Raw genomic sequence first — 13799 nt, 5'->3', positions numbered from 1 at the left:
GGTAAACCAAACGCCCTGCATGATCCTCGCAAGCTTCATTTGTGCAGGATTGTGCAGGGCTTTTTTTCGGGTCCTGGGTTAATTTAGTCCGCTGACGATGCGCCATAGCATCTGTAAAGGCCCGGTGCAGACACCTGCGTGTGCGCATAAGAGAGCCCGATTAGCCTGAGCCAGTCTGCGATAACCAAACCGCTACCCAAGCGGCAGATTGCTCGACCCCATAACTCGATAACTATGCGGGCGTGCCCATGATTACCCTGAAACTCAATGGAAAAGATCATCAACTGGATGTGACCGAGGACATGCCGCTGCTGTGGGCGATCCGCGACGTTGCCGGTTATAACGGTACCAAGTTCGGCTGCGGCATGGGCTTGTGTGGCGCATGCACCATTCATATCGATGGCGCCCCGGCGCGCAGCTGTATCACGCCGATCGGTTCGGTGAAAGGGCAGGACGTCAGCACCATCGACGAGCTCCATGCCGATCCGATCGGGCAAGTCGTCCAGAAGGCCTGGCTCGATACCGCCGTGGCCCAGTGTGGTTACTGCCAGGGCGGGCAGATCATGTCCGCGACGGCCTTGCTCAAGACCAATCCCAACCCGAGCGATGAGCAGATCGAGGAAGCCATGATGGGCAACATCTGCCGCTGCGGTACCTATAACCGGATCAAGACCGCGATCCGGCAGGCTTCCACGCATCTGAAGGAGGCCAAGGCATGAGCCGTTTGCCCGATGATTTCGTACTGAGCAACCTCAGCCGTCGCGGCTTTCTCAAAGGCGCCAGCGCCACGGGTGTGCTGGTACTGGCCGCCAGCTGGGGGCTGCCGGACGCCTTCGCCGAAGAAAAGAAGTTTGGCGCCGAGGGCATGCCGCATGGCGCGGTCGATGACCCCAAGGTGTATGTGAGCATTGCCGCCGATGGCAGTGTGACGGTGATCTGCAACCGCTCGGAAATGGGCCAGGGCGTGCGCACGAGCCTGACCATGGTCGTGGCCGATGAGCTGGAGGCCGATTGGGCTCGGGTGAAGGTGCAGCAGGCTCCGGCCGATGAAGTGCGCTTTGGCAACCAGGATACGGACGGCTCGCGCAGCATGCGTCACTGGTATGAGCCGATGCGTCGTTGCGGTGCGGCCGCCAGGACCATGCTGGAGCAGGCTGCTGCGGCGCAGTGGAAGGTTCCGGTGGGCGAATGTCATGCCCGCCTGCACAGCGTGGTCCACCAGCCTTCCGGTCGAGAGCTGGGTTATGGCGCGTTGGCCGCCGCTGCCAGTGCCTTGCCGGTGCCGGCGCGCGATAGCCTGCGTCTCAAGCAGCCTTCGGAGTTTCGCTACATTGGCAAGGAGGGGAGCCGGGCCATCGACGGCGCGGACATCGTCAACGGTCGTGCCGTATTCGGCGCCGACGTGCATTTCGACGGCATGCTCTACGCCGTGGTAGCCCGCCCGCCGGTCTATGGCGGCAAGGTCAAGTCCGTGGACAGCAGCGCGGCGCTGAAGGTTCCCGGGGTGGTCAAGGTGCTGCAGATCGAGCCTCGTCCCCTGCCTTCGGAATTCCAGCCCCTGGGCGGCGTGGCGGTGGTGGCGAAAAATACCTGGGCGGCCATGAAGGGGCGCGAGGCGCTGAAAATCGAGTGGGACGATGGCCCGAACGCGGGCTATGAGTCCGTCGCCTACCGCAAGGAGCTCGAAGCCGCAGCCCTCAAGCCTGGAAAAGTCGTGCGCAATGCCGGTGACGTCGATGATGCGCTGGCCAAGGCCGACTCGACCCTGGAAGCGACCTATTACTTGCCACACCTGTCCCAGTCGCCCATGGAGCCCATGGTCGCCACCGCGCGCTTCAAGGATGGCCAGTGTGAAGCCTGGGCCCCGAGCCAGGCGCCGCAGGTCACGCGTGAACGCATCGCTGAACGGCTGGGCATTTCTTTCGAAAAGGTCACGGTGAATATCACCTTGCTGGGGGGCGGCTTCGGGCGAAAATCCAAGCCTGACTTCGTCCTTGAGGCGGCGCTGCTGGCCAAGGAGTTCCCAGGGCAGGCGATCCGGGTGCAATGGACCCGCGAGGATGACATCCATAACTCCTATTTCCATACCGTATCGGCCGAATACCTGAAGGCCGGCCTGAATCGGGACGGCCTGCCTTCCGGCTGGTTGCATCGCACCGTCGCGCCCAGTATCACCGCGCTGTTCGCCCCGGGAATGACTCACGAAGCCCCCTTCGAGCTGGGCATGGGCGTTACCAACATGGCCTATGCAATTGCCAACCTGCGCCTGGAGAACCCCGAGGCGACGGCTCATACCCGGGTGGGCTGGTACCGCTCGGTGTCGAATATTCCCCACGGTTTCGCGATCCAGAGTTTCATCGACGAACTGGCCCACAAGGCCGGTCAGGATCCGCTGGACTACCACCTCAAGTTGCTTGGCCCGGACCGCAAGATCGATCCGCGCACCTTGAACGAGGAGTGGAACTACGGCGAATCCCCCGACCGCTATCCCATCGATACGGCACGGATCCGCACCGTGCTGCAAACGGCTGCCAAGGCGGCGGGTTGGGGGCAGCAACTGCCCAAGGGGCGCGGCCTGGGGCTGGCGGTGCACTACAGCTTCGTCACCTACGTGGCGGCGGCGATCGAAGTGGAGGTCAAGGACGATGGCACGGTGATCGTGCACAAGGCTGATATCGCGGTGGACTGCGGCCCGCAGATCAACCCGGAGCGCATCCGTTCCCAATTCGAAGGTGCCTGCGTCATGGGCCTGGGCAACGCGATGGTGGGGGAGATCAGCTTCAAGGATGGCAAGGTGCAGCAGGACAACTTCCACATGTACGAAGTGGCGCGCATGTCCCTGGCGCCCAAGAAAGTGGCCGTACATCTGGTGACGCCGCCGGGCGAGGTTCCGTTGGGAGGGGTCGGGGAGCCGGGAGTGCCGCCGATTGCCCCGGCGCTGTGCAACGCGATTTTCGCCGCCACCGGCAAGCGCATCCGTGATCTGCCTGTGCGCTATCAGCTGCAAGGCTGGCAGCAGGCCAAGGCCTGATGGACAGTGTCGACCTGAACGTCCTGCGCAGCGTGCTTCAATGGCGCCGTGCGGGGCAGCGCGTGGTGCTGTTCACCGTGGTCCAGACCTGGGGCACCGCGCCAAGGCCACCCGGGGCGATGCTGGCCCTGCGCGAAGACGGCGTGGTGATCGGCTCGGTGTCGGGCGGCTGTGTGGAGGACGACCTGATCGCCCGGCTGCATGATGGTCGTATCCCGGCGCAAGGTCCGCCGGTGCAACTCATCACCTATGGCGTCACCCGCGAGGAGGCCGCGCGTTTCGGCCTGCCGTGCGGTGGCACCCTGCGCCTGACCGAAGAGCGGGTCGGCGATCCGCAATGGGTCGCTGAACTGCTGGAGCGTTGCGACGCCCACGAGATTGTCGCCCGGGAGCTGGTGATCGCCACTGGTGCCGTGACGCTGGTACCTGCCAGTAAACACGACGCGCTGGTTTTCGATGGCCAGACGCTGCGAGCCATTTATGGCCCACGCTGGCGGCTGCTGCTGATCGGTGCCGGACAACTGTCGCGTTATGTGGCACAGATGGCTCGGTTGCTGGACTTCGAAGTGCTGATCTGCGATCCGCGCAAGGAGTTTGTCTATGGTTGGGAAGAGCAGCAGGGGCGCTTCGTCTCCGGAATGCCCGACGAAGCGGTGTTGCGCATCCAGACCGATGAGCGCACGGCCATCGTCGCCCTGACCCACGACCCACGGCTGGATGACATGGCGCTGCTGACCGCCCTGGATTCCAAGGCATTCTATGTCGGGGCCCTGGGGTCGCGGGTCAACAGTCAGAAGCGCCGGGACAACCTGGCTCAGCTAGGCTTGTCGGCACAGGCCATCGAGCGGCTGCATGGGCCGATCGGGCTGCACATCGGCAGCCATACCCCGGCGGAGATCGCCTTGTCGCTGCTGGCTGAAATCGTGGCCATCAAGAATGGCGTCGAGCTTCGGCAGAAGAAGCCGTTGTAAGTCGCGGGTGGAGGGCGAGGAGGGCGTATGACTGAATCCATTGGGGCGATTATCGTCGCGGCCGGGGCGGGGAGCCGGTTCCGTCAGGTCGCGGGTCCCGACAAGGACAAATTGCTGGCCGATTGCGCCGGGCGTGACGGTGCTGTCCGTTCGGTGATCGAGCAGGTCCTGGTGAATCTGCCGGTTTCCCTGGCAAAGCGCGTCCTGGTGACTCGCGAAGATCGTCCCCAGGCCATTCGCATGGCCCAGGCCTATGGGTGCGATTTCATCGAGCTGCAGTCCCCGGGGCTGGGGGATAGCATCGCGGCCGGCGTGCAGGCCTCGCCCGATATGGATGGCTGGCTGATCGTGCTGGCAGACATGCCGTTCATCCTGCCATCAAGCATCGAGCGGGTGATGGCGAATATCCGCGAAGACGGCATCTGCGTTCCGGTCTTTGCGGGTGAGTATGGGCATCCGGTGGGATTCGGTCGTGGTCTGGGGGCGAAATTGATGGCCTTGACCGGCGATCGTGGTGCCAGGGTGTTGTTCGCCGAGGCGGAAGTGGTCGAGGTGGCGGTCGATGACCCCGGTGTGCTGTGGGACGTGGATGTGCCTGAGGCTCTGGTCTTCAAGCAATAGCCGCGGGGCGGAGCCCGCCCGAGTGGATGGACAGGAAATAAAAAGCCCCGCCTGGCATTACCAGGCGGGGCTTTTTATCGGGCTATGGAATCAGGCGTGAGGTTTTGGCTCGTGCTCTTTTTCCAGGGCCTGGGGGTGACGCGGGGCGACTTCCTCGGCTTCAGCGGTGTGCTGAGGCTGGGATTCATCGCTTGCCGGCACCGATTCAACCGGTTCAGCCGGAGCAGGTTCGGCAGCGGCCTCAGCGGTTGGGGCAGGGGCTGCCTCGACGGCTTCCACCACCGGAGCCGGTTCGGCGACAGGTGCCTGAGCGGCAGCCAGTTCAGCTTCCTTCTGCAGGCGTTCGGCTTCGCGCTTGCGACGACGCACTTCACGTGGGTCGTTCGGTGCGCGACCGTTCGGAGTCAAGGCGCTCACAGGGGCAGGTGCTTCGACTGGCGCCTGTACCGCAGCCGCTACAGGGGCTTCGACCACCGGAGTCGGCTCGACCGTCTTCACAGGTTCAGCCTCGGGGGCTGGCTCAGGCGCTGGCGCTGGCTCGTCGACCGCAGCCGGTGCGGCAGGCTCCGAATGCCAGTTGAACGCGGTCTGTTCCTCGCGTACCAGCGGCTCCGGTGCATTTTCCTCTGCTGGTGTTTCGACGACAGGTTCGGCTTCAGCAATCACCGGCTGCTCGACGACCGGCGCAGGTTCGGCGACGGTTTCGGCGGCAGGCTGGGCTTCACTGACCGGCGCGACTTCCACTTCCGGCGAAGCGGTGACTTGCACTGCCGTATTGGCTTCGACCACCGGAGCTTCGACCTGTGCTTGTTCCACCGCGGCGGTGGCGCGTTCGGCCTGCTCGTTGGCCTGGGCTTCGGCCGGGGCACTGATGGTGCTGCTGGCAACTGCCGCGGTGACGGCCAGGCCGGCGGCCAGGTCCGCAGCGCTTGGCGCTTCGGTAGTGGCTGACTCTTCCGAGCCCTCGATCACGTTCCCGTTGGCGTCGCGTTGGCGCTCGCGGCGGTTGCTGCGACGACGCTGGCCGCGGGAACGGCGACGTGGACGATCGCCTTCGGCGGCGTCCTGGCCGTCTTCCTGCAATTGTTCCTCGGTGTTCAGCACTTCGTCTTCGCTGGCTGCGGCGGCAGCCTGTTCGGCCCGAGGCTGACGCTCTTCACGCGGTGGACGTGGAGCACGCTCTTCGCGAGGCTGGCGAGCCGGACGCTCTTCAGCGGTGGCGGCAACGGCAGGGGCGGCGTCCAGCGGCTCGCGCAGTTCGCGAACACGTTCTTCACGCTCGCCACGTGGCTTGCGGTCTTCACGCGGGGCACGCGGTTGACGCTCTTCACGTGGTGGACGTGGCGTGCGTTCTTCGCGGGCTACGGCCGGTGCATCCTCGCGGGCTTCGCGCGGCTGGCGTTCTTCACGCGGTGCGCGTTCTTCACGCGGGGCCCGTTCTTCGCGTGGCTTGCGCTCTTCGTCGCGGCGGCCGTTGCGGTTGCGGGTCTGCTGGCGACCGTTGCGACGCTCTTCGTTGCGGGCCGGACGCTCGGTGGCAGGCTTGGCGGTGACCACGGGCGCGGCCGGTTCTTCCTTGGTGGCGAACAGGCTGACCAGGGACTTCACCAGGCCCTTGAACAGGCTAGGTTCAGGCGCGGCGGCCGGTGCAGGTGCGGCAGTGGCAACTTCGGTCGGAACCGGCGCGTTGGCGCGGGCCGGCGCGGTCTTGACGGCGGCTTCCTGGCGAACCAGGGTGCGGGTGGCGGCAGCCGGCTGGACGTCTTCCACTTCGGCTGCGGCGGCAGCGATCTCGTAGCTGGACTGGTTGGTGTGGGCTTCCGGGCTATCGTCGCGCAGGCGCTGCACTTCGAAATGCGGCGTCTCGAGGTGGTCGTTCGGCAGGATGACGATGCGGGCACGGGTGCGCAGTTCGATCTTGGTGATCGAGTTGCGTTTTTCGTTGAGCAGGAACGCGGCCACCGGGATCGGCACCTGGGCGCGGACTTCGGCGGTGCGGTCTTTCAGGGCTTCTTCTTCGATCAGGCGCAGGATCGCCAGGGACAGCGACTCGACGTCACGGATGATGCCGGTGCCGTTGCAGCGTGGGCAGACGATGCCACTGCTCTCGCCCAGGGATGGACGCAGGCGCTGACGGGACATTTCCAGCAAGCCGAAGCGCGAGATGCGGCCAACCTGTACGCGGGCGCGGTCGGCTTCCAGGCATTCACGGACCTTTTCTTCCACGGCGCGCTGGTTCTTGGCCGGGGTCATGTCGATGAAGTCGATGACGATCAGGCCGCCGATGTCGCGCAAGCGCAGCTGGCGGGCGATTTCCTCGGCCGCTTCCAGGTTGGTCTGCAGGGCGGTTTCTTCGATGTCGCTGCCTTTGGTGGCGCGAGCCGAGTTGATGTCGATGGACACCAGGGCTTCGGTGGGATCGATGACGATGGAGCCGCCGGAAGGCAGTTCGACGACGCGCTGGAAGGCGGTTTCGATCTGGCTTTCGATCTGGAAGCGGTTGAACAGTGGGACGCTGTCTTCGTAGAGCTTGATCTTGCTGGCGTACTGCGGCATCACCTGGCGAATGAAGGTCAGGGCTTCGTCCTGGGCTTCGACGCTGTCGATCAGCACTTCGCCGATGTCCTGGCGCAGGTAGTCGCGGATGGCGCGGATGATGACGTTGCTTTCCTGGTAGATCAGGAACGGCGCGGAGCGATCCAGGGACGCTTCCTTGATGGCGGTCCACAGCTGCAGCAGGTAGTCGAGGTCCCACTGCATTTCTTCGCTGCTGCGGCCCAGGCCGGCCGTGCGCACGATCAGGCCCATGTCGGCAGGAGCCACCAGGCCGTTGAGGGCTTCACGCAGTTCGTTGCGCTCTTCGCCTTCGATGCGGCGGGAGATGCCACCGGCACGCGGGTTGTTGGGCATCAGGACCAGGTAACGGCCGGCCAGGCTGATGAAGGTGGTCAGGGCGGCGCCCTTGTTGCCACGCTCTTCTTTTTCGACCTGGACGATGACTTCCTGGCCTTCGCTCAGGACGTCCTTGATATTGACGCGGCCTTCGGGGGCCTTCTTGAAGTATTCGCGGGAGATTTCTTTGAGGGGCAGGAAGCCATGGCGCTCAGAGCCGAAATCGACAAAGGCAGCCTCCAGGCTTGGTTCGATGCGAGTGATCCGGCCTTTGTAGATGTTGGCCTTCTTCTGCTCGCGTGCACCGGATTCGATATCCAGGTCGTAGAGGCGCTGGCCGTCTACCAGTGCAACACGCAACTCTTCGGGTTGAGTTGCGTTAATCAGCATTCTTTTCATGTAGTACCGTCGGTTTCCGGGCTGCCGGAAACGGCGTTCGGCACACACGACTTCTCACGGTCGGTGTCAGGTGCGTCATGGAAGTGGCATTGCCACTCCAGTGTCCAGCGAGTTCGGCCCAATAACGGCGAAGTCGCGACGGACGCGTCCTGCTTGCTGGTACTCAAGCACTCAGTCAGGAGGAGGAATCAACCGGCGCCTGTGGACGAGATGAAGCGTCTAAATATAAGCCTAGTGCTACACAGTCCGACGGTTGTACATCTCCACCCTACACGTATCCCTGATAATTCGGGTGCTGCCGCGCGCAGAATCCGCAGCGGGTTGGCATTTACCGTGAGCTCCGGAAGGGGAGGTCACGCATCATGGCTAATTAGGCGTTGTTTCCGAAGCTCTCGCCCGGGGTCGTCCGCAACTGACTGCACTTTGTGAACTGGCCGTGAATGTGGCGCGCAAGGCGAGCCAAAACTCTGCTTTGCGGCGTATTTCAGGCCTCATGTCACCTGCGCTCGTTACACCTGCAAACTCTGCCGTTACGTAGCAAAAGCCCCGTAGGACGGCCTCTCGTCCTCGTGAATTGCGTTGGTCAGGGCCGGTTTTTGACCGTTAGTCCGCTGTCCAGCCACTTTTGGCGGCGTTCGCGACTATAGCAGCAATGATTAAGTGCTTCAATTCCATAAAAAATTGTTATGATCGCCGCCATGACGACTACTGCCCCTTCGACCCCTGGCGTTCAACTGCTCGAGGTCTCGCCGGAATATGCCGGCCAACGAATCGATAATTTCCTGCTAGCCCGGCTCAAGGGTGTGCCCAAGACCTTGATTTATCGCATTTTGCGCAAGGGCGAAGTGCGGGTGAACAAGGGCCGGATCAAGCCTGAGTACAAGCTCCAGGCGGGCGATATCGTGCGTGTTCCGCCGGTTCGCGTGCCTGAGCGCGACGAACCGGTGCCCGTCGCCCAGGGACTGCTGCAGCGCCTGGAGGCTTCGATTGTCTACGAAGACAAGGCGCTGATTGTGATCAACAAACCCGCGGGCATTGCAGTTCACGGCGGCAGCGGCCTGGATTTCGGCGTGATCGAAGCCTTTCGTCAGTTGCGTCCCGACGCCAAGGAGCTGGAACTGGTCCATCGCCTGGACCGGGACACTTCCGGCCTGCTGATGATCGCCAAGAAACGCAGCATGCTGCGTCATTTGCACGAACAGTTGCGGGGCGATGGTGTCGACAAGCGCTACATGGCCCTGGTCCGTGGCCATTGGGCGACGTCCATCAAGCAGGTCCGCGCACCGTTGCTCAAGAGCAACCTGCGTTCCGGCGAGCGCATGGTCGAGGTCAACGACGAAGGCAAGGAAGCGCTGACCGTATTCAAGGTCCTGCGCCGTTTCGGCGAGTTCGCCACCCTGATCGAAGCCAAGCCGATCACGGGGCGCACCCACCAGATTCGTGTCCATACCCTGCACGCCGGGCACTGCATTGCCGGTGACCCCAAATACGGGGACGACGACTTCAGTCGGGAGATACGCGATCTTGGCGGAAAGCGATTGTTTCTCCATGCTTATATGCTCACGGTGCCGCTGCCCGATGGGGGTGAGCTGAAACTGCAGGCCCCCGTGGATGACATGTGGGCCCGAACCGTGGAGCGGTTGAGTGCATCCTGAATACAAGCTGCTGATATTCGATTGGGACGGCACTCTGGCCGATTCCATCGGTCGGATCGTGGAGTCGATGCATGCCGCATCGGATCGTACGGGTTTTGCCAGGCGTGACGACCTTGCAGTCAAAGGCATTATCGGTCTCGGCTTGCCCGAGGCGATTCGCAGCCTGTATCCGGAGATCGGCGACCAGGAGTTGGTGGTGTTTCGTCAGCACTACGCCGACCATTACATCGCGCTGGAGGCCGAGCCTTCGCCGTTGTTCGATGGCGTCCTGGATACCCTCCAGGCGTTTCGGGCGGAGGGTTACCACCTGGCCGTTGCCACTGGAAAGGCTCGTCGGGGATTGGATCGCGTGCTGAAGGCTCATGGCTGGGAGGACTATTTCGATGTCACTCGTGCTGCCGATGAAACCGCCAGCAAGCCCCATCCCTTGATGCTCGAGCAGATCCTGGCGCACTGCGAGGTGCGTGCGGAGCAGGCGCTGATGGTGGGGGATTCGTCCTTCGACCTGCAGATGGCGCGCAATGCCGGCATGGGCTCGGTGGCTGTCAGCTACGGTGCGCAGACCATCGAGGCGCTGCGGGCATTCGAACCGCGATTGACGATTGACCGTTTTACTGAATTACACGCCTGGCTGAGCCGGCCTACCGATTAGAACCTGTTGGAGATGCATGTATGACCGATGAATGGAAAGCACCGGCCAAGGCAAGCGCTGAAAACGGTGACGATAAAAGCTGGAAGTTGCTGGAAAAAACCCTCCTGGCGGGGGTGCAAGAACAGCGTCGCGCTCGCCGCTGGGGAATTTTCTTCAAGTTCCTGGTCTTCATTTATCTTTTCGTCGGGCTGGGTGTCATCATCCAGGCGATCGATATGAAGAAGAGTCCCGGCAGTGCTTCGGCCTATACGGCGGTGATCGACGTCGAGGGCATGATCGCCGACAAGGAGGCGGCCAGCGCGGACAACATCATTGGCAGTCTGCGGGCTGCGTTCGAGGATGAGAAGGTCAAGGGGGTGGTGCTGCGTATCAACAGTCCGGGCGGCAGTCCGGTGCAGTCCGGCTACGTCTATGACGAGATCGTTCGCTTGCGCGCTGCGCATCCGGACACCAAGGTCTATGCGGTGATCGCCGACCTCGGCGCTTCCGGTGCCTATTACATCGCCAGTGCGGCGGATCAGATCTATGCCGACAAGGCCAGCCTGGTGGGGTCCATCGGTGTCACCGCTGCCGGTTATGGTTTTGTCGAGACCCTCGACAAGCTCGGTATCGAGCGCCGGGTCTACACCGCCGGTGAGCATAAGTCGTTCCTCGACCCCTTCCAGCCGCAGAAGCCGGAAGAGATCGCTTTCTGGCAGGGCGTGCTCGATACGACCCATAAGCAGTTCATCGCCAGCGTCAAGAAAGGTCGGGGCGATCGGCTCAAGGACAAGGATCATCCGGAGCTGTTTTCCGGCCTGGTATGGTCTGGAGAGCAGGCGTTGTCGCTGGGCTTGATCGACGGCCTGGGCAGTGCCAGTTCGGTGGCGCGGGATGTGATCGGCGAGAAGGAGCTGGTGGACTTCACTGTCGAAGAATCGCCGCTCGACCGTTTCTCGAAGAAGCTGGGGGCGAGCATCGCCGAGCGCCTGGCAATGTGGATGGGGTTTCAGGGGCCGGTATTGCGCTGACTCGCTGGCAGGGCTCCGGCCGTTCGGTTGCGGGCGGCGGGTGCTCTGCCATGGATGATGCCGGATTCAGGGTATCTCTACGCCCTCCGCCAGCAACATATCCACAAGGCGAATCAAGGGCAGTCCGATCAGGCTGGTGGCGTCCGGGCCTTCGGTGCTCTGGAACAGGCTCACGCCCAGCCCTTCGGCCTTGAAGCTGCCGGCGCAGTCATAGGGCTGCTCGGCCCGCAGATAGCGCTCCACTCGTTCCGGGTCGAGCACGCGCATATTGACGCTAAAAGCCACGCAATCGACCTGGCAGGCGCCGGTCTGGCTGTTGAGCAGTGCCAGGCCTGTGAGGAACGTGACCTTGGTGCCGCTGGCTGCCAGCAGTTGCTCGCGGGCCCTTTCGAAGGTGTGGGGTTTGCCCAGGATGCGTTCGCCGAGCACGGCGACCTGGTCCGAGCCGATGATCAGGTGTCCCGGGTGACTGTCGGCCAGGGCCAGGGCCTTTTCCCGCGCCAGGCGTTCCACCAGTGTTCGGGCAGCCTCGCCGGGGCGTTGGCTTTCGTCGATATCCGGTGACTGGCAGACGAATGGTAACCCCAGGCGAGCGAGCAATTCCCGGCGATAGACCGAGCTGGAGGCAAGTAATAAGGGCAGCATGGGCATCTCCAAAAGGCAGGGACGAATTCTAGCGGGGCGTGCAAGTGACGGACAGGGCTGAATTTCCTTTGACATGGCTGGGTGCATCCCTATAATGCTGCGCCTATGTTGAATGACCCGATTCCACCTCACGTTGACCCGCGCAAATTGGCTGATCGTGGCACCACCCTTCAAGGTGAACTGCCGCTGGCCGATTTGAAGAGACTCTGCGACCCGCTTTCCGACGATATCGGGACGGTCCAGGCCAAATTCGTTTTTGAACGAGATGAACGTAAATCTGTGGTTATCCACAGCTTTATCGACACTGAAGTCAAAATGGTTTGCCAGCGTTGTCTTGAGCTGGTCACCCTGCCGATCCACAGCGAATGCAGTTACGCCGTGGTGAAGGAGGGTGCGAATACCCAGTCGTTGCCGAAAGGCTATGACGTGCTGGAACTGGGCGAAGATCCATTGGATCTGCAGTCACTGATCGAGGATGAGCTCCTGCTCGCCTTGCCCATTGTGCCTGCTCATCATCCGGAAGAATGCCAGCAGCCGGCGGGAGCAGATGAGCCCGAGCCGAGCGAGGACGAGGTAACGCGGTCCAACCCGTTCAGTGTTTTGGCGCAGTTAAAGCGTGACCCAAACGTTTAGGAGTTAATCAATTATGGCTGTTCAGCAGAACAAAAAATCCCGCTCTGCCCGTGACATGCGCCGTTCGCACGACGCTCTCGAGGCTAGCACCCTGTCTGTAGAAAAAACCACTGGTGAAGTTCACCTGCGTCACCACGTATCGCCAGAAGGCGTATACCGTGGTCGCAAAGTGATCGACAAGGGCGCTGACGAGTAATCCTTGTCCGCTCAAGTCATCGCGATTGACGCAATGGGCGGGGACTTCGGTCCCCGCAGCATTGTTCAGGCCAGTCTTGCTTGCCTGAATGCTACGCCCTCGTTGCACCTGACCCTCGTCGGTCAACCCTCCCTCCTGGAAGAAATGCTCAGCGGCCAGCCTGCTGCGGATCGTGCGCGCCTGACGATTACCCCGGCGTCTGAAGTGATCGCCATGGACGAAAAGCCCGCCCAGGCCCTGCGCGGCAAGCCCGATGCGTCGATGCGGGTGGCTTTGGAGCTGTTGCGCGATGGCAAGGTCCAGGCGTGTGTCAGCGCCGGGAACACTGGCGCGCTGATGGCGCTGTCGCGCTACGTGCTCAAGACGCTGCCAGGCATCGACCGGCCGGCAATGGTCGCGGCGATACCGACCCGGCGCGGTTTCTGCCAGTTGCTGGACCTTGGTGCCAATGTCGATTGCAGTGCCGAGCATTTGCTGCAATTTGCGGTGATGGGCTCGGTGGCCGCTGAAACCCTGGGCATCGCACGTCCTCGCGTGGCACTGCTGAACATCGGTACCGAAGACATCAAGGGCAACCAGCAGGTCAAGCTGGCCGCCACTCTGCTGCAGGGTGCGCGTGGCATCAACTACATCGGCTTTGTCGAGGGCGACGGCTTGTACCGGGGCGAGGCGGATGTGGTCGTGTGCGACGGCTTCGTTGGCAATATCCTGCTCAAGTCCAGCGAAGGCCTGGCCACCATGATCAGCGAGCGAATCGAGACCCTGTTCCGGCAGAGCCTGGCCTCGCGCCTGGTTGGAGCGCTGGCCTTGCCGTTGATGCGTCGCCTGCAGGCAGACCTGGCGCCGGCGCGACATAACGGCGCGAGTTTCCTCGGCTTGCAGGGCATCGTGATCAAGAGCCACGGGTCGGCGGGGGTGCAGGGCTTTCAAAGTGCGATCAATCGTGCGGTGATCGAGATCCAGGAAAACCTGCCGGAACGCCTGCATGGACGCCTCGAAGATTTGTTAACTTAGGCGTTTTCGTCCGACAATGCTTAAATGTGACCGGCTGGTTCAACCCGCCATCCAACTGTCAGTTTCCTAGCGCCCCCAGG

At 62.6% G+C, this 13799-nt stretch carries 12 protein-coding genes; 10 read left to right on the top strand and 2 right to left on the bottom strand.

Going from position 1 to position 13799, the window contains the following annotated elements; genetic code table 11:
* The first annotated feature begins 248 nt into the window (after positions 1-248).
* Genes AC1M7R_RS03340 through AC1M7R_RS03325 form a run of 4 tightly spaced genes read left to right on the top strand, consistent with a single transcriptional unit; the run spans position 249 to position 4623 of the window.
* The gene (locus AC1M7R_RS03340; protein WP_072459176.1) at positions 249-719 is read left to right on the top strand and encodes a (2Fe-2S)-binding protein; all 471 of its coding nucleotides are present in this window, start codon (positions 249-251) and stop codon (positions 717-719) included.
* Complete coding sequence (locus AC1M7R_RS03335; protein WP_490610239.1) at positions 716-3031, top strand: xanthine dehydrogenase family protein molybdopterin-binding subunit; 2316 nt, start codon at positions 716-718, stop codon at positions 3029-3031. The genes AC1M7R_RS03340 and AC1M7R_RS03335 overlap by 4 nt, the downstream gene beginning before the upstream one ends.
* Positions 3031-4002, top strand: coding sequence for an XdhC family protein (locus AC1M7R_RS03330; RefSeq protein ID WP_337349801.1), 972 nt, complete (start codon positions 3031-3033; stop codon positions 4000-4002). The genes AC1M7R_RS03335 and AC1M7R_RS03330 overlap by 1 nt, the downstream gene beginning before the upstream one ends.
* A gap of 27 nt (positions 4003-4029) precedes the next feature.
* Positions 4030-4623, top strand: coding sequence for a nucleotidyltransferase family protein (locus AC1M7R_RS03325; RefSeq protein ID WP_072459178.1), 594 nt, complete (start codon positions 4030-4032; stop codon positions 4621-4623).
* Positions 4624-4713: 90 nt separating this feature from the next.
* On the opposite strand, the gene rne is transcribed toward AC1M7R_RS03325, so the two are convergent.
* The gene (gene rne / locus AC1M7R_RS03320; protein ID WP_337349802.1) at positions 4714-7914 is read right to left on the bottom strand and encodes a ribonuclease E; all 3201 of its coding nucleotides are present in this window, start codon (positions 7912-7914) and stop codon (positions 4714-4716) included.
* 698 nt (positions 7915-8612) lie between these two features.
* Here rne and rluC point away from each other — a divergent pair.
* Genes rluC through sppA form a run of 3 tightly spaced genes read left to right on the top strand, consistent with a single transcriptional unit; the run spans position 8613 to position 11231 of the window.
* Entirely contained in the window at positions 8613-9569 is a 957-nt protein-coding gene (rluC, locus tag AC1M7R_RS03315) for a 23S rRNA pseudouridine(955/2504/2580) synthase RluC (RefSeq protein WP_072394114.1), read from the top strand.
* Positions 9559-10221, top strand: a complete 663-nt coding sequence (locus AC1M7R_RS03310) for an HAD-IA family hydrolase (RefSeq protein WP_092180311.1) — start codon at positions 9559-9561, stop codon at positions 10219-10221. The genes rluC and AC1M7R_RS03310 overlap by 11 nt, the downstream gene beginning before the upstream one ends.
* Positions 10222-10241: 20 nt before the next feature.
* Positions 10242-11231, top strand: a complete 990-nt coding sequence (sppA, locus tag AC1M7R_RS03305; protein ID WP_072459181.1) for a signal peptide peptidase SppA — start codon at positions 10242-10244, stop codon at positions 11229-11231.
* Between the two features lie 66 nt (positions 11232-11297).
* Here the strand turns inward: sppA and AC1M7R_RS03300 are convergent, their stop codons facing one another.
* On the bottom strand, positions 11298-11876 hold the full coding sequence (locus AC1M7R_RS03300) for a Maf family protein (protein ID WP_337349804.1): 579 nt from the start codon (positions 11874-11876) through the stop codon (positions 11298-11300).
* 105 nt (positions 11877-11981) lie between these two features.
* Here AC1M7R_RS03300 and AC1M7R_RS03295 point away from each other — a divergent pair, with 105 nt between their 5' ends.
* The 3 genes from AC1M7R_RS03295 to plsX are packed head-to-tail and all read left to right on the top strand — an operon-like array spanning position 11982 to position 13719.
* Positions 11982-12509 (top strand): YceD family protein, encoded by a 528-nt coding sequence (locus tag AC1M7R_RS03295; protein ID WP_072393389.1) that lies wholly within the window; start codon positions 11982-11984, stop codon positions 12507-12509.
* A gap of 13 nt (positions 12510-12522) precedes the next feature.
* A complete protein-coding gene (gene rpmF / locus AC1M7R_RS03290; protein ID WP_003179396.1) occupies positions 12523-12705 on the top strand; it encodes a 50S ribosomal protein L32 in 183 nt (60 codons plus the stop codon).
* Between the two features lie 3 nt (positions 12706-12708).
* Positions 12709-13719 carry a phosphate acyltransferase PlsX gene (gene plsX, locus AC1M7R_RS03285; protein ID WP_072393385.1) on the top strand — a complete coding sequence of 337 codons (1011 nt, stop codon included), beginning with the start codon at positions 12709-12711 and terminating at the stop codon, positions 13717-13719.
* Positions 13720-13799 lie beyond the last annotated feature (80 nt).

Source organism: Pseudomonas sp. MS01C9, assembly GCF_058202755.1.
Note: the sequence above shows the minus strand (reverse complement) of the source record. Positions and strands in the feature narration are given on the sequence as shown.